The 24492-nt window shown below is 60.6% G+C and carries 20 protein-coding genes; 15 read left to right on the forward strand and 5 right to left on the reverse strand.

The window, feature by feature from the left end; all coding sequences use genetic code 11:
- The first annotated feature begins 1 nt into the window (after position 1).
- The 10 genes from AABM54_RS01100 to AABM54_RS01145 all read left to right on the forward strand — a co-directional run bounded on the left by AABM54_RS01100 (position 2) and on the right by AABM54_RS01145 (position 8489).
- The gene (locus AABM54_RS01100) at positions 2 to 802 is read left to right on the forward strand and encodes an energy transducer TonB (protein ID WP_347903176.1); all 801 of its coding nucleotides are present in this window, start codon (positions 2 to 4) and stop codon (positions 800 to 802) included.
- A 45-nt stretch (positions 803 to 847) separates the two neighbouring features.
- Positions 848 to 1573, forward strand: a complete 726-nt coding sequence (locus tag AABM54_RS01105) for a MotA/TolQ/ExbB proton channel family protein (protein WP_347903177.1) — start codon at positions 848 to 850, stop codon at positions 1571 to 1573.
- Position 1574: 1 nt separating this feature from the next.
- On the forward strand, positions 1575 to 1976 hold the full coding sequence (locus AABM54_RS01110) for a biopolymer transporter ExbD (protein ID WP_347903178.1): 402 nt from the start codon (positions 1575 to 1577) through the stop codon (positions 1974 to 1976).
- Positions 1977 to 2256: 280 nt separating this feature from the next.
- Positions 2257 to 2838 carry an alpha/beta hydrolase gene (locus AABM54_RS01115; protein ID WP_347903179.1) on the forward strand — a complete coding sequence of 194 codons (582 nt, stop codon included), beginning with the start codon at positions 2257 to 2259 and terminating at the stop codon, positions 2836 to 2838.
- A 56-nt stretch (positions 2839 to 2894) separates the two neighbouring features.
- The gene (locus AABM54_RS01120; protein ID WP_347903180.1) at positions 2895 to 3830 is read left to right on the forward strand and encodes a sigma 54-interacting transcriptional regulator; all 936 of its coding nucleotides are present in this window, start codon (positions 2895 to 2897) and stop codon (positions 3828 to 3830) included.
- Positions 3831 to 4132: 302 nt separating this feature from the next.
- Positions 4133 to 4915, forward strand: coding sequence for a MetQ/NlpA family ABC transporter substrate-binding protein (locus tag AABM54_RS01125; RefSeq protein ID WP_347903181.1), 783 nt, complete (start codon positions 4133 to 4135; stop codon positions 4913 to 4915).
- 608 nt (positions 4916 to 5523) lie between these two features.
- Positions 5524 to 6189 carry an amino acid ABC transporter permease gene (locus AABM54_RS01130; protein ID WP_347903183.1) on the forward strand — a complete coding sequence of 222 codons (666 nt, stop codon included), beginning with the start codon at positions 5524 to 5526 and terminating at the stop codon, positions 6187 to 6189.
- Positions 6170 to 6829 (forward strand): amino acid ABC transporter permease, encoded by a 660-nt coding sequence (locus AABM54_RS01135; protein WP_347903184.1) that lies wholly within the window; start codon positions 6170 to 6172, stop codon positions 6827 to 6829. Before AABM54_RS01130 ends, AABM54_RS01135 begins: the two co-directional genes overlap by 20 nt.
- Complete coding sequence (locus AABM54_RS01140) at positions 6826 to 7608, forward strand: amino acid ABC transporter ATP-binding protein (RefSeq protein ID WP_347903185.1); 783 nt, start codon at positions 6826 to 6828, stop codon at positions 7606 to 7608. Before AABM54_RS01135 ends, AABM54_RS01140 begins: the two co-directional genes overlap by 4 nt.
- Positions 7605 to 8489 carry a transporter substrate-binding domain-containing protein gene (locus AABM54_RS01145; RefSeq protein WP_347903187.1) on the forward strand — a complete coding sequence of 295 codons (885 nt, stop codon included), beginning with the start codon at positions 7605 to 7607 and terminating at the stop codon, positions 8487 to 8489. Before AABM54_RS01140 ends, AABM54_RS01145 begins: the two co-directional genes overlap by 4 nt.
- A 161-nt stretch (positions 8490 to 8650) precedes the next feature.
- On the opposite strand, the gene AABM54_RS01150 is transcribed toward AABM54_RS01145, so the two are convergent.
- Positions 8651 to 9811, reverse strand: coding sequence for an AAA family ATPase (locus AABM54_RS01150; RefSeq protein WP_347903189.1), 1161 nt, complete (start codon positions 9809 to 9811; stop codon positions 8651 to 8653).
- A gap of 187 nt (positions 9812 to 9998) precedes the next feature.
- Here AABM54_RS01150 and AABM54_RS01155 point away from each other — a divergent pair, with 187 nt between their 5' ends.
- Genes AABM54_RS01155 through AABM54_RS01165 form a run of 3 tightly spaced genes read left to right on the forward strand, consistent with a single transcriptional unit; the run spans position 9999 to position 15213 of the window.
- Positions 9999 to 11099, forward strand: coding sequence for an efflux RND transporter periplasmic adaptor subunit (locus tag AABM54_RS01155; protein WP_347903191.1), 1101 nt, complete (start codon positions 9999 to 10001; stop codon positions 11097 to 11099).
- Entirely contained in the window at positions 11096 to 12163 is a 1068-nt protein-coding gene (locus tag AABM54_RS01160) for an efflux RND transporter periplasmic adaptor subunit (RefSeq protein WP_347903192.1), read from the forward strand. The genes AABM54_RS01155 and AABM54_RS01160 overlap by 4 nt, the downstream gene beginning before the upstream one ends.
- Positions 12160 to 15213 (forward strand): efflux RND transporter permease subunit, encoded by a 3054-nt coding sequence (locus AABM54_RS01165; protein WP_347903194.1) that lies wholly within the window; start codon positions 12160 to 12162, stop codon positions 15211 to 15213. The genes AABM54_RS01160 and AABM54_RS01165 overlap by 4 nt, the downstream gene beginning before the upstream one ends.
- Positions 15214 to 15358: 145 nt before the next feature.
- Here AABM54_RS01165 and AABM54_RS01170 read toward each other — a convergent pair whose 3' ends face one another.
- Positions 15359 to 15985: a class I SAM-dependent methyltransferase gene (locus tag AABM54_RS01170; RefSeq protein ID WP_347903195.1), complete on the reverse strand. Its 627-nt coding sequence runs from the start codon at positions 15983 to 15985 to the stop codon at positions 15359 to 15361.
- 144 nt (positions 15986 to 16129) lie between these two features.
- Between AABM54_RS01170 and AABM54_RS01175 the strand changes: the two genes are divergently transcribed.
- Positions 16130 to 18925: an RHS repeat-associated core domain-containing protein gene (locus AABM54_RS01175; RefSeq protein ID WP_347903196.1), complete on the forward strand. Its 2796-nt coding sequence runs from the start codon at positions 16130 to 16132 to the stop codon at positions 18923 to 18925.
- Positions 18926 to 19130: 205 nt separating this feature from the next.
- Positions 19131 to 21878 (forward strand): RHS repeat-associated core domain-containing protein, encoded by a 2748-nt coding sequence (locus tag AABM54_RS01180; protein WP_347903197.1) that lies wholly within the window; start codon positions 19131 to 19133, stop codon positions 21876 to 21878.
- A gap of 28 nt (positions 21879 to 21906) precedes the next feature.
- On the opposite strand, the gene AABM54_RS01185 is transcribed toward AABM54_RS01180, so the two are convergent.
- From AABM54_RS01185 to AABM54_RS01195, 3 genes are read right to left on the reverse strand one after another with little or no spacing between them, the layout of a single operon-like run.
- Positions 21907 to 22551, reverse strand: coding sequence for a methionine ABC transporter permease (locus AABM54_RS01185; protein ID WP_347903199.1), 645 nt, complete (start codon positions 22549 to 22551; stop codon positions 21907 to 21909).
- Positions 22541 to 23665 (reverse strand): ATP-binding cassette domain-containing protein, encoded by a 1125-nt coding sequence (locus tag AABM54_RS01190; RefSeq protein ID WP_347903201.1) that lies wholly within the window; start codon positions 23663 to 23665, stop codon positions 22541 to 22543. Before AABM54_RS01190 ends, AABM54_RS01185 begins: the two co-directional genes overlap by 11 nt.
- 2 nt (positions 23666 to 23667) lie before the next feature.
- Positions 23668 to 24477 carry a MetQ/NlpA family ABC transporter substrate-binding protein gene (locus AABM54_RS01195; RefSeq protein ID WP_347903202.1) on the reverse strand — a complete coding sequence of 270 codons (810 nt, stop codon included), beginning with the start codon at positions 24475 to 24477 and terminating at the stop codon, positions 23668 to 23670.
- Between the last annotated feature and the right edge of the window lie 15 nt (positions 24478 to 24492).

Below are 24492 nucleotides of genomic sequence, written 5' to 3' on the forward strand. Positions count from 1 at the left end.
AATGGGCAATGTCCAGACCGCCGCCAGCGCACATGAAGTGCTATGGCGGCAGGCGCCGAGTGGCGAGTTGGTCGATCTCGGCCGCCCCCATCGGGTGCCATTGGGTCAGTTGCGGTTGCAGCGCACGCCCAAGGGCATCCTCAGCCGACGCGAAGGGATTCTGCTGGGGGTGCTGGCGTTGCTGGTGCATGGCGCGGTGATTTACTGGGTCAATCAGCAACCGACACCGGCGCTGCCCGTCGTGCCGCCGGAGACCCCGCCGATGACCATCGAATTTTCACGCCCGGCGCCGCCAGTGGTCGAGCCGCCACCCCCGCAACCAGCGCCACCCGTGGTCGAGCCACCGCCGCCCGTGGTGGATGAATTGGCGGCCAAGCCACCGCCCAAACCCAGGCCAAAACCGGTGATCAAGCAGGCCCCGATACCGGCGCCGAAAGCGGTTGAACAACCGCCCGCGACGCCGCAACCCGCCGCGCCCGTGGCCGCGCCGGCACCCGTTGCGCCGCCGGCGCCCGCGCCAGTCACTCCGGCATCGGCCAACGCGGCGTACCTGAAAAACCCGGCGCCGGAATATCCGTCGCTGGCACAGCGGCGCGGTTGGGAAGGCACGGTGTTGTTGCGGGTTCAGGTGTTGGCCAGCGGCAAACCGGGAGAGATCCAGATTCAGAAAAGCAGTGGTCGCCAGCAGCTCGACGACGCGGCCTTAACCGCCGTGAAACGTTGGAGTTTCGTGCCGGCCAAGCAGGGTGATGTCGCCCAGGACGGCTGGGTCAGCGTGCCCATCGATTTCAAGATTCATTGAACCGAAACCTTTTCGCGCTAAACGCTTACACAGAGGGAACACATCATGACGTTACTGGCATCTCCACTTGAATCCATCGAAGGCGCGGTGATCTGGCTGTTGGTGGTTTTTTCCGTCGCCACCTGGGGCCTGGCGTTGCTCAAGGGTGTGCAGTTCGCGCGCTTGAAAGCCCAGGATCGCAAATTCCACAAACAGTTCTGGGCGGCCTCCAGTCTCGATTCGGCGGCTGATTTGAGTGAAACCCAACCCGGCGCGGCGGCCCGCGTGGCACAGGCCGGTTATGCCGCGATCCAGGTCGGCGAAGCGCCGCATGCGACGGACCTGAGCCAGGCGATCAATCATCAGGACCGCCTGGAGCGCGCCTTGCGCCAGCAGATCGTGCGGGAACGGCGCTCGCTGGAAACTGGCCTGGCGGTGGTCGCCAGTATCGGCAGCACCTCGCCGTTCATTGGTTTGTTCGGCACTGTGTGGGGAATCATGGAAGCCTTGAAAGGCATCAGCGCCGCAGGCTCCGCGAGCCTGGAAACCGTGGCCGGGCCGATTGGTGCCGCGCTGGTGGCGACGGGCGTGGGGATCGCGGTCGCGGTGCCGGCCGTGCTGGTTTACAACTATTTCCTGCGGCGCTTGAAGCTGACCGCCGCCGACCTCGATGACTTCGCCCATGACTTCTACAGCCTGGCGCAGAAGAGCTCGTTCCGGGTGCTGATCCACCCGACTGCGCATAAAGCGGCGGCCCAGGGCAGCCCGCAAAAAGTGAAGGAGGCGTCCTGATATGGCCTTCTCCACGCAAGACAGTGACGAGGTGCTGAGCGAGATCAACGTCACGCCGCTGGTGGACGTGATGCTGGTGTTGCTGGTGGTGTTCATCGTGACGGCGCCACTGCTGACCAACGCGATTCCGATCAACCTGCCGAAGACCGAAGCGGTCGCGCCGGTTGAGCAGAAAGACCCGCTGGTGGTGAGTATCGACGGTGCGGGCAAGCTGTTTATCAACAAGGACGAAATCCAGCCCGAATTGCTCGAATTCAACCTGCAGGCCGCCAAGACCAAGGACCCGCAGGTGCGCGTGCAATTGCAGGCCGACGACGGGGTGAACTACGGCGAAGTGGCGCGGGCCATGGCGTCCATCGAGCGAGCGGGAATCACCAAGCTGTCGGTGATCACGGCGCGTTAACCGTTTTCAAGTTTTCCGGGGCCGTCTCCTTGGCAGGGTGCGGCCCTTTTTTTGTTTCGAAGGAACACCGAATCCTTTGTGGGAGCGAGCTTGCTCGCGAAAGCGGAGTACCAGTCGACATCAATGTTGAATGTCAGGGCCCCTTCGCGAGCAAGCCCGCTCCCACATTGAGCCTCTATATATTCTATTGTGGTCTTAATAAATAGCTTCTTATTCCTTAACGAATATAACTCTCGTCCCTATACTCGATCAGGAACAGACACGCACAGGAGAGCTCCCCATGCGCAACGAATCAATTCGCTACCTGATTGTGCCGGGCTGGCAAGGATCGCCAGAAGATCATTGGCAAAGCCATTGGCAGAGCAGTCTGCCCAACAGCGCGCGTGTGGAGCAGGCCGACTGGCTGACGCCGCGCCGTGAAGATTGGGTGGCGGCGCTGGCCGAGGCCATTGCCGCCGACAGCACGCCGGTGATCCTGATCGCCCATAGCCTGGGTTGCATCACCGTGGCCCATTGGGCGGCCACCGCGCCGGTGCAGGCATTGCGTCAGGTACGCGGGGCCTTGCTGGTCGCGCCGGCCGACGTCGAGCGCCCGGCCTGCGTGCCGGCCTTGCGCAACTTCGCACCGATCCCGACGCACTTGCTGCCGTTCCCGAGCCAGGTCGTGAGCGCCGACAACGACGCCGCCGTCAGCGCGCCGCGTGCCCTGGAACTGGCCCGCAACTGGGGTGCCGAAGCGGGAATCCTGGCGGGCGCCGGGCACATCAATGTGAAGTCCGGCCACCATCGCTGGGAGCAGGGTTTCGCCTACCTTTACCGGCTGCAAAACCGCATGGAACATCACGCCTTGCGCCGCGCTTGAGCCTTTTATTTTTCTAATCGCCCCCGTCTCCCGGCGGTTTTGGGCGGGAGTCTGCCATGAGTCTGCATGAGTCTTTCGGTCAGCCATTGCTGACCTTTCCCGACGCTGAAAAAAGCCCGCTGAGCATTCGCGCCAAGGCACTGGTGTTCGTCGACCCGCGCTCGCGACAGTTGCGCCAGGAACTGGAACACCTGGCACCACGCTCGATTTCGGTGTTGATTCGCGGTGAAACCGGCAGCGGCAAAGAGCTGCTGGCGCGGCATATCCATCGCGGCAGCGATCGCGGCGGTTTGTTCGTGTCGGTCAATTGCGGCGCGATCAGCCCGACCTACGCCGATGCCGAGTTGTTCGGTTACGCGGGCGGAAGTTTCAGCGGTGCGGCCAGCAGCCGCGCGGGCTGGTTCGGTTCGGCCAACGGCGGAACCCTGTACCTGGATGAAATCGGCGACTTGCCGTTGCCGATCCAGATCAAGTTGCTCGCGGCCCTGGAAAACCACGAAGTCACCCGCGTCGGCGCCCAGCAGCCAAGCCCGGTGGACGTGCGCCTGGTGGCCGCCACCAGCATCGACCTGGCCCAGGCCGTGGCCGCCGGAAAATTCCACGAGCGCCTGTATCACTACCTCAGCGAAGGGCAGCTTGAGTTGCCGGCATTGCGCGAGCGGGTCGGCGACATTCAGTCATTGGCTGAGTACTTCCTCGGTATCTACAGCCAGCGCCTCGACCTGCCAGTGCCGTTTATCAGCGACGCGGCGCAGCACGTGCTGGAACAGCACAGTTGGCCAGGCAATACCCGCGAGTTGGAAAATGTCATTCACTTTGCGTTGCTGGTGAGCAGTGGCGAGGAGATTTTGCCGGAGCATTTGAACCTGCCGCAGGTTCTTTCACCGTTGGAGCAGATCAAGCGGCAGGTCGCGCAAGTCAGCAAAAACGGTACGGCTGCTGAACGTTCATCCCTCAAAAGCCTGCTCACAGATCTATTGGTCGCCCTATAACCCTGTGGCGAGGGAGCTTGCTCCCGCTGGGTTGCGAAGCGACCCCAAAATCAGCAACCAATTTCTGTCAGGCAAGCCGCGTTCATCGAATTGCGATTGCTGTGCAATCGAACGGGAGCAAGCTCCCTCGCCACAGGGTTAAGTGTCTTTTTTGGTGTGCGAACTAAATGGAATATAAAAGTGAATAAAAGATATTGTTCGGGAATAAAAAATCTCGGTATTGTCCGCTTCACACCAGCGATAGCCCTTCACTGGCACTTCACTTTTTAGCCGTTGTCGATAACGACAAATAAGGACACTGCATGAAAAAGGTTCTGTTGTTCACCGCATTGGCGGCTGCCCTGACCGCAAGCCTGGCCCAGGCCGGGGAGAAACTCGTGGTGGCGGCAACGCCGGTGCCCCACGCCGAGATTCTCGAACTGATCAAACCCACCCTCGCCAAAGAAGGCGTGGACCTGGAAATCAAAGTCTTCACCGACTACGTGCAACCGAACGTACAGGTCGATCAGAAGCGTCTGGACGCCAACTACTTCCAGACCCTGCCGTACCTCAAAAGCTTCAACGACGGCAAAGGCACGAACCTTGTGACCGTGATCGGCGTGCATGTCGAACCGTTCGGTGGCTACTCGAAGAAAGTCAAAACCCTGGCTGAATTGAAAGATGGCGCAACCATTGCCATTCCAAACGAAGGCAGCAACAGCGGCCGTGCGCTGATCCTGTTGCAGAAGGCCGGCCTGATCGAGTTGAAAGACCCGAAAAACGCCCTGGCCACGCCAAAGGACATCGCCAAGAACCCGCACAATTTCAAGTTCAAGGAGCTGGAGTCGGCCATGCTGCCGCGTGTGCTGGATCAGGTCGACCTGGACATGATCAACACCAACTACGCGCTGGAAGCGGGTTTGAACCCGGCTAAGGACGCGCTGGTCATCGAAGGTGCGGATTCGCCGTACGTGAACTTCCTGGTGGCCCGTCCGGACAACAAGGACAGCGTGGCGATCCAGAAACTGGCCAAGGCCCTGACCAGCCCGGAGGTGAAAGCATTCATCGCCAAGAAGTACAACGGCGCGGTCCTGCCGGCGTTCTGATCTGACGCAGCTTTAAACCCCTTCAAGGTTTCAACGCCGACGGCTTGTATTAGCGTCGGCGTTTTTGTGTGCTGCACTCTTTGGGGAAAATGACGCGAAACCCCTGTGGGAGTGGGCTTGCTCCGGGCGGCGACCCGACGAAAGCGGTCTGTCAGCCAACATTGATAGCAACTGACACGACCTCTTCGCGAGCAAGCCCGCTCCCACAGGGGATGTGCTTGCTCCTAGAGGTTCAGGCCACCCGGGTCTTCAGCGCCCTGCGCAACGCCACCAGTAATTTCACGATGTCCTGCGGGTCCAGCCGTTGGGGTGCTTTCGCGTCAGCCATTTTTATCGTCCTTGTGATGGGGGGCCGGGGAGTCTGGCCAAAAGCTGTGTGTCCTTGGAGAGCTGCACGCAAAAAAAGAGCTCTCCTACAGCGTTAGGGAAAATAGCTGGCCTGTGCAGACACCGCAAACCGTGGGTTAGCTTTTTGCGTGATATCAATATGCTTTATCGGTATTTAAAAAATTCTTTTTATGCCTTTAAAGTCTGCCCCTGCCGGGCTGTTATCCACAGCCCAATGGACTGCACCACCGCCGCCTACCCTGCGGCGTTCAGGATCTTCAATGACATTCGATTACGCTTTCATCCTCAGCACCCTTCCGGCTTTTCTCAAAGCCGTGGGCGTGACACTGCAGGTCGGGCTGATCGCCATCGGCACCTCGTTGCTGGTAGCCCTGATCAACGCGACCATCCTGGTATTCCGTACCCCTTACCTGCGACGTCTCGTCGGGCTTTACGTTGAACTGGCCCGCAACACGCCGCTGCTGATCCAGCTGTTCTTCGTCTACTTCGCCTTGCCGGCGCTGGGCATCAAAGTCTCCGGTTTTACGGCGGCGATCATCACCATGACCTTCCTGGGTGGGGCCTACCTCACCGAAGTGCTGCGGGCCGGCGTCGAAGCGGTGCCGGCGGCGCAACTGGAGTCGGGGCGTTCCATCGGTCTGTCGAACGGGCAGCTGTTGCGCTACGTGATCCTGCCGCAAGCGGGGATCCTCAGCCTGCCGTCGCTGTTCGCCAACTTCATTTTCCTGCTCAAGGAAACCACCGTGGTGTCCGCGGTGGCGGTGCCGGAGATTCTCTACACCACCAAGAGCTACATCGCGCTGTATTACAAAACCTACGAAATGCTCGCCGTGTTGACGCTGATTTGCGTGCTGCTGTTTTTGCCGCTGTCGCTGTTGCTCAGCCGCCTGGAAAGGAGGCTCCAGCATGGCCAGTTCGGGTCTTGAATTGCTCTGGGTGTCGTTGCCTCAACTAGGCCGTGGCGCGGCGCAAACCCTGTCGATTTCCTTTTTGAGCATCGCCATCAGCACCGTTGGCGGCGTGCTCTACGGCGTGTTGCGAACCCTGAATTCGAAATGGCTGAACGCGATCCTGCGGGTCTATCTGGAATTGTTCCGGGCGATCCCGGTGCTGGTCTGGCTGTATCTGCTGTTTTTCGGCCTGCCGATCTTTTTCGGTCTGAGCATTCCCAGTTACTGGTGCGCGGTGCTGGTGTTGTCGTTGTGGGGCGCCAGCGAGGTCGGTGAAGTGGTGCGCGGCGCGCTGCATTCGTTGCCGCACGGGCAACGCGAGGCGGGGCTGTCGATTGGTTTGTCCGGCCCGCAGCTTTACGGTTACGTGCTGATCCCCCAGGCGCTGAAACGCATGACGCCGCCGACCATCAACGTCTACACGCGGATCATCAAGACCAGTTCGCTGGCGGTGCTGATCGGCGTGGTGGACGTGATCAAGGTCGGCCAGCAGATCATCGAACGCACCTACGAGTCGGTGCTGATCTACGGCGCGTTGTTCCTGTTTTTCTTCTTTATCTGCTACCCGCTGTCGGCCGCTTCACGCGTGCTGGAGCGGCGCTGGACGCAAGCATGAGCGCATTGATCGAGTTCAAGGGTTTCAACAAGTTTTTCGGTGAACATCAGGTTCTCGACGGGATCGACCTGAGCGTGAAGGCCGGCGAGGTGATCGTCATCCTCGGCCCCAGCGGGTGCGGCAAAAGCACCTTGCTGCGCTGCCTCAACGGCCTGGAAGTCGCCCACAGCGGCAGCTTGAACTTCGCCGGCCGCGAGTTGCTGGGCAAAACCACCGACTGGCGCGAAGTGCGCCAGCAGATCGGCATGGTGTTCCAGAGCTACCACCTGTTCCCGCACATGAGCGTGCTCGACAACCTGTTGCTCGGTCCGCTCAAGGTGCAAAAGCGTCCGGTGCGCGAAGCCCGCGAACAAGCCGAAGCCTTGCTTGAACGGGTAGGTCTTTCGGACAAGCGCGATGCTTTTCCGCGTCAGCTTTCCGGAGGCCAGCAACAACGCATCGCCATCATTCGGTCGTTGTGCATGAACCCGCAGGTCATGTTGTTCGATGAAGTCACCGCCGCCCTGGACCCGGAAATGGTCAAGGAAGTGCTGGAGGTGATTCAGGGCCTGGCCCGCGATGGCATGACGCTGTTGATCGTCACCCACGAAATGGCCTTCGCCCGTGCCGTGGCCGACCGCATCGTGTTCATGGATGCCGGGCGCATCCTTGAGCAAAACCCTCCCGAGACGTTCTTCACGAACCCGCAGACCGCACGTGCGCAGCAGTTCCTGGAGAAGTTCTCCTTCGTTGAAGCCCTGCCCAAAAAGACTCTTGCCAAGGAACTGGAACCCTCATGAAAACTGCCAAGTCTTCACTGCTGCTACTCCCATTGGTCGGCCTCGCGTTGCTGGCCGGTTGCAACAAATCCGAAGAGCCCGCCAAGCCTGCGGCGTCCACCGCCAGCGCGGCGCCTGCGGCGAGCTACCTGGAAAAAATCAAGGCACGCGACAAGTTGATCGTCGGCGTGTTCACCGACAAACCGCCGTTTGGCTTTGTTGACGAAGCCGGGCGCTACGTGGGTTTTGATACCGACATTGGTCGCCGGTTTGCCAAGGACCTGTTGGGTGACGAGAACAAGGTCGAGTTCGTGGCGGTGGAACCGGCGAGCCGGATTCCATTCCTGCAAAGCGACAAGGTCGACCTGATCCTGGCCAACATGACCGTGACTCCGGAGCGCAAGGAAGCGGTGGAATTCACCAATCCGAACCTCAAGGTTGCGGTGCAGGCGCTGGTCCCTGAGGCCAGCACCGTGAAGAGCCTGGAGGATCTGGCGACCCGCACCACAATCGTCACCACCGGCACCACGGCCGATATCTGGCTGACCAAGAACCACCCGGACTGGAAGTTGCTCAAGTTCGAGAAAAACACCGAGTCGCTGCAAGCGCTGTCCAGTGGTCGCGGCGATGCCTATGCGCAGGACAACCTGATCCTGTTCAGCTGGGCCAAGCAGAACCCGGGCTACCGCGTACTGACGCAAACCCTGGGCGCTGAAGCACCGATCGCGCCGGCCGTGAAGAAGGGCAACCTCGAACTGCGCGACTGGGTGAACACCGAACTGGCGAAATTGGGCGAAGAGAAATACCTGCTCAAACTGTACGACCAGTACGTGCGCAAAGAACTGAGCGACGACACCAAGCCTGAGAGCGTGATCGTTGAAGGCGGGAAGTGGCAGGGCTAAGCTGCTGATTGATTCCACCTGTGGCGAGCGAGCTTGCTCGCGCTGGGGCGCGTAGCGGCCCTGAAACCTGCGTTTGCGATTTGTCTGTAACGCATTGCCAGGTTTACGGCTGCTGCGCAACCGAGCGGGAGCAAGCTCCCTCGCCACAGAGGGTGCGACGCTCAATCCGGCCAATGCCACGCCGGCTCGTCCAGCATCCGCTGCCCGACAATCCCGGTCTGGCCGAAGTTTTTTTCCAGCACGATGCAATTGCACTCCGGGTCTTGCTGCAACGCCGAAATCAGCCGTCGGGCGTGGGACACCACCCACACCTGGCACTGTCCGGAGGCGCGGATAATCAAGCGCGCCAGGGCCGGTAACAAATCCGGGTGCAGGCTGGTTTCCGGCTCGTTGAGCACCATCAGCGTCGGCGGCCGGGGTGTCAGCAGCGCCGCGACCAGCAGCAGATAGCGCAAGGTTCCGTCCGACAGTTCGGCCGCCGACAGGGGCCGCAACAACCCTTCCTGATAAAACTCGATGGCAAACCGGCCACCGTGCAGCGGATCAATGTTCAGCCGTGCGCCGGGGAACGCGTCGCTGATGGCCGTGTGTAACGCCTCGGGGTCGCCGATCTCGATGATGGTTTGCAGCGCCGCCGCGAGGTCCCGGCCATCGTGGTGCAACACTGGCGTGCGGGTGCCCAGTTGCGGCTGGCGCACCGGCGCATCGGCGTCGCTGCGAAAGTGATCGTAGAAGCGCCAGCGGCGAATGAACTCGCGCAGCTCCAGCACTTCCGGTGACGTGCGCAGGTTGCCGACCTGATCGAACAGGCTGTCGAAGTTCGGCGTGTGCTGGGCCAGCACGCCCCAGCCGCGACCTTCGCGGGCGCGGATCATCGGCCCGTCGCGGTCCACCAGCAAACTGGCCGGCCGGTAGACCGGGCCGGACCAGATGCATTCCTTCTTGATTTCCGGGTCCAGGGAAAACTCGGACTCGCTCGGTTCCGGCAGGCCGAGGGCAATCGAGTAGCTGAAGTCTTCACCGGCAAAACCCAGGCGCAGGCGTTTCGGGGAATGGCGGACCGACGCCTCGACCGCCACCTCGCCATTGCGCATGCGCCGGCTGATTGTTTCCGGGCCGGCCCAGAACGTCGAATCCAGGCCACCCTCGCGTGCGAGCGCATTGACCACGCCGCCCTGGGCAGTTTCCGCCAGCAAACGCAGCGCCCGGTAGAGGTTGGATTTGCCGCTGCCGTTAGGGCCGGTAATCAGGTTCAGCCGCTCCAGCGGGATCACCAGTTTGTTGATCGAACGGTAATTGGCCACCGCGAGGGTCTTGAGCATGGGGGCGTTCTCGGGTCGTGCCCACGCCGATCCGGTCGTGTGGGATTGCGTTCCATGGCGGCGCTCCTCGCCGTGCGCGGGAACGATCGGTGGGCAGTATAAGGACGGCCCGTGCAGACAGGGAACCCTGATCTAAGCTCTCAGTCGCATAGTCACGTTTGTGACGGTCTGACGCAAAGGAGCCTGCATGGCTGGTCGTGAAATAAAGCTGTTCGTCGGCCTGGGGCTGTTGGCTCTGCTGGGTGCGTGTGGCGATAAAAAACCGCTCGAAAAAGAGCGCCCGCGAGTCTTCGTGCAAGCGGTCAACCCCGCCGATTTCGCGGCGTCGGTGACCTTGACCGGCGACGTCCAGGCACGAGTCCAGACCGAGTTGTCGTTTCGCGTCGGCGGCAAGATCATCCAGCGCCTGGTGGATGTCGGTGACCGGGTGTCGGCCCAACAGGTACTGGCCCGGCTGGACCCCAAGGATTTGCAGATCAATGTCGACACGGCGCAGGCCCAGGTGGTCGCCGAACAGGCTCGGGTCACGCAGACCGCCGCAGCGTTTGTGCGCCAGCAAAAACTCTTGCCCAAGGGCTACACCAGCCAGAGTGAGTACGATTCCGCCCAAGCCGCATTACGCAGCAGTCAAAGCGCCTTGACCGCTGCCCAGGCGCAACTGGCCAACGCACGCGAACAATTGAGCTACACCGCGCTGATCGCCGAAGCGCCGGGGGTGATTACGGCACGTCAGGCCGAGGTCGGCCAGGTGGTGCAGGCCACGGAGCCGATTTTCAGCCTGGCCCGGGACGGGGCGCGTGACGCCGTGTTCAATGTCTATGAGTCGTTATTGATCGCACCGCCCGCGGACCGCTCGCTGGTGGTCAGCCTGGTCGATAACCCGGCCATCAACACCACCGGCACCGTGCGTGAAATCACCCCGGCCGTCTCCGCGCAAACCGGCACGGTGCAGGTCAAGGTGACCCTCAACGACCTGCCCCAGGGCATGCAACTGGGCTCGGTGGTCAGCGCCACGGCCAAGGTGCCGGGCAAGTCGGCGGTGGAACTGCCGTGGTCGGCGCTGACCAAAGACCTCAGCGCCCCGGCCGTCTGGGTGGTCGGCGACGACGGTACGGCGCAGCTGCGGGGCGTTACGGTGGCGCGCTACCTGACGGGCAACGTGATCATCAGTGACGGCCTGAGCGGCGGCGAAAACGTCGTGACCGCCGGTGGTCAGTTGCTGCACCCAGGCTCGCGAGTGGAAATCGCCGTGCCTCTCGACGCAGGGCCCACGGGAGACCAGCCATGAAACGCCTGTTGTGGTTGACTGCAGGCCTGTTGCTGAGCGCCTGCTCGAAAAAGGAGCCGCCACCGGAACCGGTCCGGCCGGTGCTGTCGATTGAAGTCCAGTCCCTCGACCAACAGGCGCTGGGGCGGTTTGCCGGGAGCATTCAGGCGCGTTATGAAACCAACGTCGGTTTCCGCGTGCCGGGGCGCATTGCCAGTCGCAACGTCGATGTCGGGAGTGAGGTCGAGAAGGGCGCGTTGCTGGCCACCCTCGACCCGACCGATCAACAGAACCAGTTGCGGGCCAGCCAGGGCGACCTGGCGCGGGTCGAGGCGCAGTGGATCAACGCCCAGGCCAATGCCCGGCGTCAGCAGGAACTGTTCAACCGTGGCGTGGGCGCCCAGGCACAACTGGACATCGCCCAGACCGACCTGAAAACCACCCAGGCGTCACTGGACCAGGCCAAAGCGGCGGTCAATCAGGCCAAGGATCAGCTCAATTACAGCCAACTGCACACCGACCATGCCGCGGTGGTCACGGCCTGGAACGCCGAGGCCGGGCAAACGGTCAGCGCCGGGCAACAAGTGGTGACGCTGGCGCGGCCGGACATCAAGGAAGCAGTGATCGACCTGCCGGCCAACCTCGCCGAACGGTTGCCGGCCGACGTGGTGTTTCTGGTCGCGGCGCAACTCGACCCGGACATTCACACCACCGCCACCGTGCGCGAAATCGAACCCCAGGCGCAAAGCGCCACCCGGACCCGCCGCGCGCGGCTGACCCTGGCCGAGACGCCGCCAGGCTTTCGGCTCGGCACCGCAATCAGCGTGACCTTGAGTTCAGCCATCGAGCCGCGCATCGAGTTGCCCCTCGGTGCCCTGCAAGAGGTCGATGGCAAAACACGGATCTGGGTCATCGACACGGCCACCCAAACCGTTTCCCCACGGGAGGTCACATTGCTCAGCCGAGGCGCCGACAGCGTGACCCTCGCCAGCGGCGTCAAACCCGGCGAGCGGGTGGTCAGTGCTGGCGTGAACAGCCTCAAACCGGGGCAGAAAATCAAAATCGACGAGGACAGTCCACGATGAAAGGGCCTTTCAACCTATCCGAATGGGCTCTCAAGCATCAGTCGTTCGTGTGGTACCTGATGTTCGTCGCACTGCTGATGGGGGTGTTTTCGTACCTGAACCTGGGGCGCGAAGAAGACCCGTCCTTCACCATCAAGACCATGGTCATCCAGACCCGTTGGCCGGGCGCGACCCAGGAAGAAACCCTCAAGCAGGTCACCGACCGCATCGAGAAAAAACTCGAAGAGCTGGACTCCCTCGACTACGTGAAAAGCTACACCCGCCCCGGCGAATCGACGGTGTTCGTGTACCTGCGCGACACCACCAGTGCCAAGGACATTCCGGAAATCTGGTATCAGGTGCGCAAGAAGATCAACGACATTCGCGGCACCTTCCCCCAGGGCTTGCAGGGGCCGGCGTTCAACGATGAGTTCGGTGACGTGTACGGCTCGATCTACGCCTTCACCGCCGATGGCCTGTCGATGCGCCAGTTGCGCGATTACGTCGAACAGGCCCGCGCCGAGATCCGGGATGTGCCGGGGCTGGGCAAGATCGAAATGGTCGGTCAGCAGAACGAAGTGCTGTACCTGAACTTCTCGACCCGCAAACTCGCGGCGCTGGGCATCGACCAGCGTCAGGTGGTGCAAAGCCTGCAAACCCAGAACGCGGTGACGCCGGCCGGGGTGATCGAGGCCGGGCCGGAGCGCATTTCCGTGCGCACCTCGGGGCAATTCGCTTCGGAAAAAGACCTGGCCGACGTCAACCTGCGGCTCAACGACCGGTTCTATCGGCTGGCGGACATTGCCGAGATCAGCCGTGGCTACGTCGACCCGGCGTCCCCGATGTTTCGCTTCAATGGTCAGCCGGCCATCGGCCTGGCAATCGCGATGAAGAAGGGCGGCAACATTCAGGCGTTTGGTAACGCGCTGCATCAACGCATGGATGAACTCACCGCCAACCTGCCGGTGGGCGTGGGGGTGCATAAAGTCTCGGACCAGTCTGAAGTGGTCGAAGAGGCGGTCGGCGGCTTCACCAGTGCCTTGTTCGAGGCGGTGATCATTGTGCTGGTGGTCAGCTTCATCAGCCTGGGCGTGCGCGCCGGGCTGGTGGTGGCGTGCTCGATTCCGCTGGTGTTGGCGATGGTTTTCATCTTCATGGAATACAGCGGCATCACCATGCAGCGGATTTCCCTCGGTGCGTTGATTATCGCCCTCGGCCTGCTGGTGGATGACGCGATGATCACCGTGGAGATGATGGTCACACGCCTGGAAATGGGCGAAACCAAGGAGCAGGCGGCAACCTTCGCCTACACCTCCACTGCGTTCCCGATGCTCACCGGGACCCTGGTGACCGTGGCCGGTTTTGTGCCGATTGGCCTGAACGCCAGCTCGGCGGGTGAATACACCTTCACCCTGTTTGCGGTGATCGCCGTGGCCATGCTGGTGTCGTGGATCGTCGCGGTGCTGTTCGCCCCGGTGATCGGCGTGCACATCCTCAGCGCCGATGTGAAACCCCATGACGCCGAACCCGGACGCATCGGCCGAGCCTTCAATGGCGGGTTGATGTGGTGCCTGCGCCACCGCTGGTGGGCCATCGGCATCACGCTGCTGTGCTTCGTGCTCGCAGTGTTTTCCATGCAGTTCGTGCAGAACCAGTTCTTCCCGTCCTCGGACCGTCCGGAAATCCTCGTCGACCTGAACCTGCCGCAAAACGCCTCGATGGACGAGACCCGCAAGGCCGTCGACCGCCTCGAAGCCACGCTCAAGGACGATCCGGACATCGTGCGCTGGAGCACTTACATCGGCGAGGGGGCAATCCGTTTCTACCTGCCTTTGGACCAGCAGTTGCAGAACCCCTACTACGCGCAACTGGTGATCGTCAGTAAAGACTTCAAGGCCCGCGCAGCGCTGAGCCAACGCTTGCGCGAACGGCTGCGCAAAGACTTTGTCGGCATCGGCAGCTACGTGCAGGCCCTGGAAATGGGCCCGCCCGTCGGCCGGCCGATCCAGTACCGGGTCAGCGGAAAAGACATCGACCAGGTGCGCAAACATGCCATTGCACTGGCGGCCGAACTGGACAAGAACAGCCACATTGGCGAGATCATCTATGACTGGAACGAGCCGGGCAAAGTCCTGCGCATCGACATCGCCCAGGACAAGGCGCGGCAACTCGGGTTGTCCTCCGAGGACGTGTCGAACCTGATGAACAGCATCGTCAGCGGCTCGGCGCTGACCCAGGTCGACGACGATATCTACCTGATCAACGTGGTAGGTCGTGCCGTGGACGCCGAACGCGGCACGCCCGAGACCCTGCAGAACCTGCAAATCGTGACGCCCGGCGGCACGTCGATTCCGCTGCTGGCGTTCGCCACTGTGCGTTATGAACTGGAGCAGCCGCTGGTCTGGCGCCGCGACCGTAAACCGACCATCACCATCAAAGCGGCGGTGCGCGACGAGATTCAACCCACCGACCTGGTGAAACTGCTGAAACCGGCCATCGACCAGTTTGCCGCCGGTTTGCCGGTGGGCTACAAGGTCGCCACCGGTGGTACGGTGGAAGAAAGCGGCAAGGCCCAGGGGCCGATTGCCAAGGTCGTGCCGTTGATGCTGTTTTTGATGGCGACCTTCCTGATGATCCAGTTGCACAGCGTGCAGAAGATGTTTCTGGTGGCCAGTGTCGCGCCGCTGGGGCTGATCGGCGTGGTGCTGGCGCTGATTCCCACAGGCACGCCGATGGGGTTTGTGGCGATCCTCGGGATTCTGGCGTTGATCGGCATCATCATCCGCAACTCGGTGATTCTGGTGACCCAGATCGATGCCTTCGAACGTGACGGCTACGCGCCGTGGGACGCGGTGGTGCAAGCCACCGAGCACCGACGGCGGCCGATCCTGCTGACGGCGGCGGCCGCCAGCCTGGGCATGATCCCCATCGCCCGCGAAGTGTTCTGGGGACCGATGGCCTACGCAATGATCGGCGGGATCGTCGTCGCCACCTTGCTGACGCTGTTGTTCCTGCCGGCGCTGTACGTGGCCTGGTACAAGATCAAGGAGCCGAAGAAAACCGCACAGTAACGGCGAGCGCTTCGCGCTCTTTTCGCGAGCAAGCCCGCTCCCACACTGGATCGTGTCGTACACATGTTTTGTGTTCGCTGAAGATCAAATGTGGGAGCGGGCTTGCTCGCGAAAGCGCTAGTGCAGACGCCACCAACCCAGCCCACTACCCCTTACGCCAGACACTCGCCAACCAAGGCTGCTGATCCCTCGGCAGCCCGGCCGGTCGATAGTAATGCTCCAACTCGACAAACCCTGCGGCCGTCAGCAGTTCCTGCCACGCTGTCAGATCGTGATAAGCCCCAAAGCGCGGGCCATTCCAGCCTTCACGGTTGTCCCCACGCGGATTTGAACTGAACAACACACCGCCCGGTTTCAATGCCCCGTGCAACTGCTTCAGCACCCGAGGCAATTCCTGAGCAGGAACATGAAACAACACCGCGTTGGCGAAGATTCCGTCGAAGCGTTCGGCCGGCAAATCGAGCTTGAGGAAGTCCTGCTGCCAGACTTCACAACCGCTGTCCTCGCGGGCCATTTGGGCAAACCGTTCCGAGCCATCGAGGCCGATGGCGGTGTGGCCCATGCGGGTGAAGGTTTGCAGGTCGCGGCCGGGGCCGCAGCCAAAATCGAGCACGGTGAAGGGCGGTGAGCCCTGAATATGCCGCAACAGCGCGTCGATGTTCTGGCTGACGTCATGATCGCGGGTGCCTTCGCGGAAATCTTCGGCCACTTGGTTGTAGTGGCCCAGCGTGGTTGTGGTGATCTGTTCGAGGTCGTCGGCGGTGTGTTTCATGATCGGCTGCGCAGGCAAGGGAGATGGGCCGACTATAGGCGCTTTTGCGCCGTTGATTAACCGTCGTACCTGTTACTTCTAACAGTATCGGCCCGACGAAAAAGCGCTCACTCTGCGCAAGGTTCAAGCGAGTGAGGGAGCGCGATGACCGTCCAGGTTTCTCACCACACCGCCACACCGACGTTGTCGGTCACGGACCCTCGTGGGCTGGCGATCCGCAGCGTGGGGTACTGCCGTCAGCGTGTCGAGCAAGCCATGGATGCGCGGATTACCCGGCAGCGCTTCGATGCGGCGGGGCGTTTGATTGCTTCGTGGGATCCGCGGTTGTGGGGGATGGCGCCCAGGCCGAATCTGGCGACCGCCTACGGCTTGACAGGCAAGAGCCTTTTGACCGACAGCGTCGATGCGGGTTGGCAATTGAGCCTGGCGGATGAAACCGGTTCGGTATGCTCTGTATGGAATAGCCGAGGCAGTCAGCGTCACATCCGGTTCGATGGACAAGTGCGACCGACTGAAGTCAAAGAGTGGACGGTCGAGGAGCGACCTTGTGTGGTTGAGCGCCTCACTTACGCAGACGCCAGTGAGCAGAATGCTGTTCACAACCAGTGTGGTCAGTTGACTCGCCATGATGACCCGGCAGGTACTCAGCGGTTTCCCGAGTACGCAATTAACGGTCAAACGCTCTCGGAGCAACGGCAATTTTTGCTCAGCCTGGATCGACCCGACTGGTTGCCCGATAGCAATGCGCGTGACGCATTGCTGGAAAAACGCTGCTACATCAGCACTCAGGTTTACACCGCATCAGGGGAGGTGCAGCGGCAGACGGATGCAATGGACAACACCCGGGTATTTACCCATACGCTGGCGGGACACCTGAAGACAGTTCGACTGCAACTCGCAGACTCTTCAGCGTCGCCCAGGTTGTTGCTCAGCAACATTCGTTACAACGTTTTCGGTCAGGTTGAAAGTGAAGTCGCTGGCAACGGTGTGAAGACCTTCGTTCAATACGCCTCCGACGATGGGCGACTGACCCGACTGCGGCTCTGCGACCCTGTCGGTAAACCGTTTCAAGACCTCTACTATGACTACGACCCTGTCGGCAACATTCGCCGTATCGAAGACCGCGCTCAATCCGTTCGGTACTTCAAGAATCAAGAAATCGAGCCGGTCAGCAGCTTCCACTATGACAGCCTCTATCAACTGGTCGAAGCCAGTGGACGGGAAGTCAACACACCGAGCTATGGCCCTGCGTTGCCAGTGATGCAGCCGTCGCCGCTGGACCCTGATCAACTGCGCCGCTACTCCCAGACGTTCGACTATGACCGGGCCGGAAATCTACAGGGCCGGCACCACAGTGGCACGCACACCTTCGCCATGTTTACCTCAAGCAACAGTAACCGCAGCCTTGCCCGGCATGAGGACGGTTCGTTGCCCGATGAGCAAGAAATCTTCAACGGCTTCGATGCATGCGGCAATCAGCGGCAGCTTCTGCGCGGCCAGGCAATGAATTGGGACGCGCGTAATCAGTTGCGTGAAGTGACGCTGGTGGCGCGTGGCGATGGGCCGCCTGACGTCGAGCAATATGCCTATGACCGCCCTGGCCATCGTCTGCGCAAAGTCAGGCTTACACAGACACGCAGTCGTACATTGCTGGGTGAAGTTCGTTATCTGCCGGGACTGGAAGTGTATTGCAACACGGCCAACGACGAGGAACGCCACGTCATCAGCGTCGAGGCTGGACGCAGTAGTGTGCGAGTGTTGCATTGGCCGGGAGAACGACCCAAAGGGCTCAGCAACAACCTGGTGCGCTTCAACTTCCGCGATCACCTCGGCTCAAGCAGCCTGGAACTGGATGAAGACGCCGGGGTGCTGAGTCAGGAAAGTTATTACCCGTTTGGCGGGACGGCGTGGTGGGTGGGGAAAAATGCTACCGAGGCCACCTACAGGACTATTCGTTATTCGGGTAAAGAGCGGGATGCGACGGGGCTTTATTATTATGGGTATCGGTATTACGCGCCTTGGTTGCAGCGGTGGGTGAGTCCGGATCCGGCGGGGAACGTAGACGGTCCGAATCTTTATCAAATGGTGGGAAACAACCCACTCAATTACTACGACGGGCAAGGCACTTTAAAGATCCCGCTGGATATTTTTATTGCCGATATCGTCAATCCTGTCGCCAAAACTATTGGCACGGGATGGTTCGAGGAGCTGGTCTGGGACAACAAGAGGAGTACCTTCGTGAGTGCCGGGTCAGTTTTTGGTCGAGGAATGAAGGTGTTCGAGGGCGAAAATCCTGAGTGGTACCCGTCCCCGTTCGGGCATGCGATTGCCCTTTTTCGCGATCAAAACAGTAAGCTTCGTCTGTTTGCCAATATGTACTTTCAGCACATGGGCATGCAGCCCGACATGGGGCTGCCAGAGTTCGCCGGGCGTTTGAAAGTCGATCAGCATGATTCATCAAAGTTCATCATCGACAATCATTCTGGACACTACAAACCCGAATCCTCTATCGACGTAGCGTCGATGATTCGTGAGTTCGCTCCAGGACAGCAGTCGGTCAGTTACGTCCCAGTACCCGAGAGCGCGTCATTTGAATCAACTCTTCGATCAAACATTGCCTCGCCCGAGGAATACTCACGCCTTGTAAATGCGTTCAAGCATGATTTCCCAGGTTTGATCGGGTACCTGAAAGAACAGGGTGTGTGGGACGCCGCTAAAGAGCGTTGGGGCAGTAACGAAGGTATGAATGTCATCTTCAAAATGGATGCGACAGGCCTGACGGCCGAGCAGATCTATAGAAACGAGGCCGAGTCGAAACGGGCCGAACGATTGGCAGAACCCATGCGACCCACCGCGAGTGCCGCCAGAGCCGAACAGCCACTCCCTCCGGCAAGAAGCACGCGGCCTTCAATATTCCGATCCTGTTTTGCTGGGCGTTGAGGGGCGGTAGTCAGCGCTTATTCGACCCCCGCGCCAACCGATCACCACCCAACTGAATCACCGCCACCAGGGTGATGGTGAAACCGCCATCGGCTCCCGGTAACTACGCATTCTTGATCCTCTGTCGCACCTGTTACTTCTTACAGTATCGGCCAGACGAAAAAGCGCTCACTCTGCGCAAGGTTCAAGCGAGCGAGGGAGCGCGATGACCGTCCAGGTTTCTCACCACACCGCCACACCGACGTTGTCGGTCACGGACCCTCGTGGGCTGGCGATCCGCAGCGTGGGGTACTGCCGTCAGCGTGTCGAGCAAGCCATGGATGCGCGGATTACCCGGCAGCGCTTCGATGCGGCGGGGCGTTTGATTGCTTCGTGGGATCCGCGGTTGTGGGAGATGGCGCCTAGGCCCAATCTGGCGACCACTCATACGCTGTCCGGCACTGCGCTGCTGACCGACAGTGTCGACGGCGGCTGGCAGTTGAGCTTGCTGGGCGAGACGGGCCAGTCGCGGTCGGGGTGGGACGGACGCGGCAGTCAGCGTCACACCGAGTACGACGGGTTGCAGCGCCCGGTGGTGATCACGGAGCAGGCCAGTGACGGACCTGCGCGAATCGTTGATCGACTGACCTATGGCAGTTCGGATGAAGCGTTCGCTGAACACAACCAGTGCGGGCAAGTGATCCGCCACGATGACCCTGCCGGTTCTCAAGTCTTCGCCGATTATGGCCTCCATGGCTTGGCACTGAGCGAAGATCGGCGGGTACTCTCGGACCTGGAAACGCCGGACTGGCCGCTGGCAATCGACGCTCGGGATGCCTTGTTGGAACCGCAGTCGTTCATCACGACGCACACCTACAACCCGACGGGTGAGATCCGGGTTCAGACGGATGCAAAACACAACCTCAGAACCTTCTCCCACACCGTCGCGGGAGAGCTCAAGGGTGTCTGGCTGAAACAGGCAGCGGCCGAAGAGCCGCATGTGCTGGTCAGCAATATTCATTACAACGCCTTTGGCCAGATCGACAGCGAAACGGCTGGCAACGGGGTGGTGACCACATCCGAGTATGGCGTCGACGATGGTCGCCTGATCAGGTTGGTGGCCGGTCTGGCACAGCAAAAGCCGTTGCAGGATCTGAATTACACCTATGACCCCGTGGGTAATATCGTCGAGTTGCAAGACCGCTCCCGGAGCGTCGGGCATTTCAACAACCAGCGCATCGAACCGGTCAGCCACTACCGCTACGACAGTCTGTCGCAACTGGTCGAAGCCAAAGGCTGGGAGGTCAGCGCCCCGAGCCATGGGCCTGCGCTGCCGGGGTTAGTACCGACGCCACTGGACCCCAACCAACTGCGCACTTACACCCAGACCTTCGACTATGACCGGGCGGGCAACCTGATCACCCGTCACCACAGCGACGCTCCGGGCTTCTCGATGTTCACCGCCAGCGCCAGTAACCGCAGCCTCGGCCAACGAGACGACGGCGGCTTGCCGGGGGAGGCCGACATCGCCCAAGGCTTCGATGCCAACGGCAATCAACTGGCGTTGCAACGCGGACAAGCGATGCGTTGGGACACCCGTAATCAGTTGAGCCGGGTGACCTTGGTCCAGCGTGATGACGGCCCCGATGATGACGAACGTTACGTCTACGACCGCCCCGGCCATCGCCTGCGCAAAGTCACCCTGACGCAAACCGGCGCCCGAACCCTGCAAGCCGAAGTGCGTTATCTACCGGGGCTGGAAATTCACCGGGATGCCGACGGTGAAGAACACCATGTCATCAGCCTGGAAGCCGGTCGCAGCAGCGTGCGGGTGTTGCATTGGCCCACGTCTGCACCGCAGGGCATCGACAACAATCAACGGCGCTACAGCCTGAGTGATCATCTGGGGTCCAGCACTCTGGAGCTGGATGATCAGGCCGGTGTGCTGACGCAGGAACACTATTACGCCTTCGGGGGCACGGCGTGTTGGGCGGGTAAAAGTGCCTTGGTGGCGAAGTACAAGAGCATTCGGTATTCGGGGAAAGAGCGGGATGCGACGGGGTTGTATTACTACGGGTATCGGTATTACGCGCCGTGGTTGCAGCGGTGGGTGAGTGCGGATCCTCTTGGAGTTTTCGATGGGCTAAATATTTATCGATCTTTCAAGAATAGCCCTGTCGTATTTTTTGACTCCGAAGGTACAGTTGTTTTGCATTTTTCGAAGGTGTGGTCCGGTTCCGATGAACTGACTCAGTCCAAGGTTGTTGTGAACTATGAAATCCCAGAAATGCGCCCAGGCACTCATCTTGCTTATTATCTTGAACGGTCGCGACCGGGTAATAGTTTTTCTGGGATAGTAAGTGTTATACCGTTTCCGACTGAGGATGATCCTGATGGCGTGGCTGATAATGACCTTGGTGGCGTGGTTGATATTTATCCTTTGAGTGTGGATTCGCGAATAGGCATGCCTGAATGGCAATCCCCTTATGAGGGCTCTGTCCACGACGGAAGAGCTCCAATAGAGCATAATAGCCAGGTCAGTGGACAACTGACCTCACATGAGCAAATGGTAAAGGTTTTTTTGAGGGACGAGTCTTTAGCAGTAGGATTTACATTAAATGATGTTCGAAATCTTCCATCACTTTCAGTGGAAGGATATCGAGGGGTGTCTGCAGTAGTTGGAATGTCAAGGTCGTTGAATCAGGGAAAGACTTTAAGCGTTTCAAATACTTTTGAAACAGTTGGGGGCGGTAGAGATGACTATAGCAGGGCGAGCAAATTGTCTATGGATCCCCGCAATGGGGTTAAAGCATTTCCAGAGCTGTCAACTGAAGTGAAAAGAGGCTTGCTGGGTATGTTTTCAAAGCTCAGTGATGCCTTGGGTGATAATTCCTTGTCTTTCAAGGAGATGTTTGAGGCCGAACTTTTAAGGCCGGAGTTACAAGTGCGACGCAAGTTAAGTTTAGTGGCGTAAGAGATGAATCGCTGAGCTCAGGTCTAGTTCAACGTTTATTAAACACCCGTGCCAACCGATCCCCACCCAACTGAATCACCGCCACCAGCAGCACCAGCAACACAATCACCGTCAGCATGATCTGGCTATCAAAGCGCTGATACCCGTAGCGGTACGCGATATCGCCCAAGCCACCGGCGCCAATCGCGCCGGCCATGGCCGAGGAGTTGATCATGGTCACCAGGGTGATGGTGAAGCCGCCAACGATCCCCGGCAGCGCCTCGGGCAACAGCACATGCCAGACGATGTGCCAGCGTCGGCAACCCATCGCCTGTGCCGCTTCGATCAAGCCGTGGTCGACCTCGCGCAAGCTGACTTCGGCGATGCGCGCAAAGAACGGCGTGGCGGCGATGGTCAGCGGGACCACGGCGGCCCACACGCCGTAAGTGGTGCCGACGATCAGCCGAGTGAAGGGAATCAGCGCGACCATCAGAATCAGAAACGGGATCGAGCGGAACAGGTTCACGAAGACGCCCAGTGCGCGGTTCAGCGTCGGTGCTTCGAAGATCCCGCCCTTGGAACTGGTGACCAGAATCACCGCCAGCGGAATGCCCGCCAGCAGCGCGATCAGTGATGACACGCCGACCATCAGGAAGGTGTCGATGAACCCTTGAAGCAATCGATCAAACCACATAACCCAGCACCTCCACGTGTTGTGCCCAGTGTTCGGCGCGTTGGCGCAATGCCTCGGCGTCCAGTGACGAGCCGCTCACCGCCAGCAGCAACTGCCCGAGGGCATGCCCCTGAATCCGCTCGACGCCGCCGTGCAGCAAGCGCACACGTGCGCCGAGGGCGCTGAACAGCGCCGCCAGGTCCGGCTCATCCTGGCGGCTGCCGGTGAACTGCAAGCGCAGCACCACGGCGGCTTCCGATGATTGCGGCTGTGCCTGCAAACGGTTTTGCAGCTCTTGCGGCAGTGCGTGTTGCAGTGGCGCGAGCAGGGTTTTGCTGACCTCGTGCTGCGGGTTGCCAAACACTTCCCACACCGGCCCTTGCTCGACGATCCGCCCGTGTTCGAGCACCACCACCCGGTCACAGATATCGCGGATCACCGCCATTTCATGGGTGATCAAAATGATCGTCAGCCCCAGGCGCTGATTGATCTCGCGCAGCAGGCCGAGGATCGACTGAGTGGTCTCTGGGTCCAGCGCCGAAGTGGCTTCGTCGCAGAGCAGAATCGCCGGGTCGTGCACCAGCGCCCGGGCGATGCCGACGCGTTGTTTTTGCCCGCCCGAAAGCTGCGCCGGGTAGGCCTTGTGTTTCTCTTGCAGGCCGACCAATTCCAGCAGTTCGCGGACTTTGTGCTGGCGTTTTTCCTTGGGCACGCCCGCTACTTTCAGCGGCAACTCGACGTTCTGCCACACGGTCTTGGCCGACATCAGGTTGAAGTGCTGGAAGATCATGCCGATGCGCCGCCGCAGCGCCACCAGGCGATCCTCATCGAACTCGCCGATGTCCACCTGATCGATCAGCACCCGGCCGCTGCTCGGTTGTTCGAGGCGGTTGATGGTGCGGATCAGCGATGACTTGCCCGCACCGCTGCGCCCGATAATGCCGAACACTTCGCCGCGCCGGATCGCCAGGTCGATGCCATGCAGCGCCGCGACCGGGCCTTGCTGGCCGTTGTAGGTTTTGCCCAGGCCGATAAAACGCACGTGGGCACGGTTCAGTTCCGGGTGCAGTTCGGTCTGTTGTGCGCTGCGAGGCGCGGGTGTTTGCAGTCGAAGCGAGGCGTTGGCGGCATTCATGGTTAACCTTCCCAGCCTGCTTGATAGAGCTTGCCATGGGCTTTATCCAGGGCAGCGCGGACCACCGGCGAGTGCTGGTAGATGTCGACAAACCGGATCAGGCGCGGATCGGTTTTGCTCTTTGGCTGGATCACGAACTGGATCACGTATTCCTTGTGATCGAGGCCGTCGAACAGCAGTGCCGAGGTGGCGTCGAAGGTTTTCGCCAGGCGAATGTAGGCCGGGTAGCCTTGCACCAGATCGGCGTCGTCATACGCGCGCACCAGTTGCACGGCTTCAACCTGGAGGATTTTGATTTTCTTCGGGTTGGCGACGATGTCGTCCTCGGTGGCCTTGTAGCCGACCCCCGGTTTGAGGGTGATCAGCCCGGCCTTGGCCAGCAGTTGCAAGCCGCGCCCGCTGTTGATCGGGTCGTTGGCGATGGCCACGTTGGCGCCTTGCGGGAGCTCATCGAAGCTTTTGTATTTTTTCGAGTACAGGCCGACGTTGTTGATAATGCCCGGCGCGAACGGCACCAGGTCAAAACCGGCGGCGGCCTTGGCGTTTTCCAGGAACGGGATGTGCTGGAAGTAGTTCACATCGATGTCACCCGAGGCCAGGCTGACATTCGGGGCGATCCAGTCGCTGAATTCCACCAGTTCGACTTTCAGGCCTTGCTTGCCAGCCTCTTCGACGGCGGCTTCCAGCGGGATGGCGAAGGCCGCGGTGGTGCCGACCTTGAGCGGGGCGTCGGCGGCGAAGGTCACGGAACTGAAGAGGCCGAGGGCCAGGGCCAGTGCTTTGACTGGGTGGGTTAACAGTTTCTTGGTCATGGTGGTTCTTCCAGT

Origin of the sequence: Pseudomonas purpurea (assembly GCF_039908635.1) — a bacterium.
GTDB lineage: Bacteria > Pseudomonadota > Gammaproteobacteria > Pseudomonadales > Pseudomonadaceae > Aquipseudomonas > Aquipseudomonas purpurea.

What these genes read in the sequence shown, in the direction of transcription:
- AABM54_RS01100 (WP_347903176.1), top strand. Translation starts at nt 2, where the DNA reads ATGGGCAATGTCCAGACCGCCGCCAGCGCACATGAAGTGCTATGGCGG.
- AABM54_RS01105 (WP_347903177.1), top strand. Translation starts at nt 848, where the DNA reads ATGACGTTACTGGCATCTCCACTTGAATCCATCGAAGGCGCGGTGATC.
- AABM54_RS01110 (WP_347903178.1), top strand. Translation starts at nt 1,575, where the DNA reads ATGGCCTTCTCCACGCAAGACAGTGACGAGGTGCTGAGCGAGATCAAC.
- AABM54_RS01115 (WP_347903179.1), top strand. Translation starts at nt 2,257, where the DNA reads ATGCGCAACGAATCAATTCGCTACCTGATTGTGCCGGGCTGGCAAGGA.
- AABM54_RS01120 (WP_347903180.1), top strand. Translation starts at nt 2,895, where the DNA reads ATGAGTCTGCATGAGTCTTTCGGTCAGCCATTGCTGACCTTTCCCGAC.
- AABM54_RS01125 (WP_347903181.1), top strand. Translation starts at nt 4,133, where the DNA reads ATGAAAAAGGTTCTGTTGTTCACCGCATTGGCGGCTGCCCTGACCGCA.
- AABM54_RS01130 (WP_347903183.1), top strand. Translation starts at nt 5,524, where the DNA reads ATGACATTCGATTACGCTTTCATCCTCAGCACCCTTCCGGCTTTTCTC.
- AABM54_RS01135 (WP_347903184.1), top strand. Translation starts at nt 6,170, where the DNA reads ATGGCCAGTTCGGGTCTTGAATTGCTCTGGGTGTCGTTGCCTCAACTA.
- AABM54_RS01140 (WP_347903185.1), top strand. Translation starts at nt 6,826, where the DNA reads ATGAGCGCATTGATCGAGTTCAAGGGTTTCAACAAGTTTTTCGGTGAA.
- AABM54_RS01145 (WP_347903187.1), top strand. Translation starts at nt 7,605, where the DNA reads ATGAAAACTGCCAAGTCTTCACTGCTGCTACTCCCATTGGTCGGCCTC.
- AABM54_RS01150 (WP_347903189.1), bottom strand. Translation starts at nt 9,811, where the DNA reads ATGCTCAAGACCCTCGCGGTGGCCAATTACCGTTCGATCAACAAACTG.
- AABM54_RS01155 (WP_347903191.1), top strand. Translation starts at nt 9,999, where the DNA reads ATGGCTGGTCGTGAAATAAAGCTGTTCGTCGGCCTGGGGCTGTTGGCT.
- AABM54_RS01160 (WP_347903192.1), top strand. Translation starts at nt 11,096, where the DNA reads ATGAAACGCCTGTTGTGGTTGACTGCAGGCCTGTTGCTGAGCGCCTGC.
- AABM54_RS01165 (WP_347903194.1), top strand. Translation starts at nt 12,160, where the DNA reads ATGAAAGGGCCTTTCAACCTATCCGAATGGGCTCTCAAGCATCAGTCG.
- AABM54_RS01170 (WP_347903195.1), bottom strand. Translation starts at nt 15,985, where the DNA reads ATGAAACACACCGCCGACGACCTCGAACAGATCACCACAACCACGCTG.
- AABM54_RS01175 (WP_347903196.1), top strand. Translation starts at nt 16,130, where the DNA reads ATGACCGTCCAGGTTTCTCACCACACCGCCACACCGACGTTGTCGGTC.
- AABM54_RS01180 (WP_347903197.1), top strand. Translation starts at nt 19,131, where the DNA reads ATGACCGTCCAGGTTTCTCACCACACCGCCACACCGACGTTGTCGGTC.
- AABM54_RS01185 (WP_347903199.1), bottom strand. Translation starts at nt 22,551, where the DNA reads ATGTGGTTTGATCGATTGCTTCAAGGGTTCATCGACACCTTCCTGATG.
- AABM54_RS01190 (WP_347903201.1), bottom strand. Translation starts at nt 23,665, where the DNA reads ATGAATGCCGCCAACGCCTCGCTTCGACTGCAAACACCCGCGCCTCGC.
- AABM54_RS01195 (WP_347903202.1), bottom strand. Translation starts at nt 24,477, where the DNA reads ATGACCAAGAAACTGTTAACCCACCCAGTCAAAGCACTGGCCCTGGCC.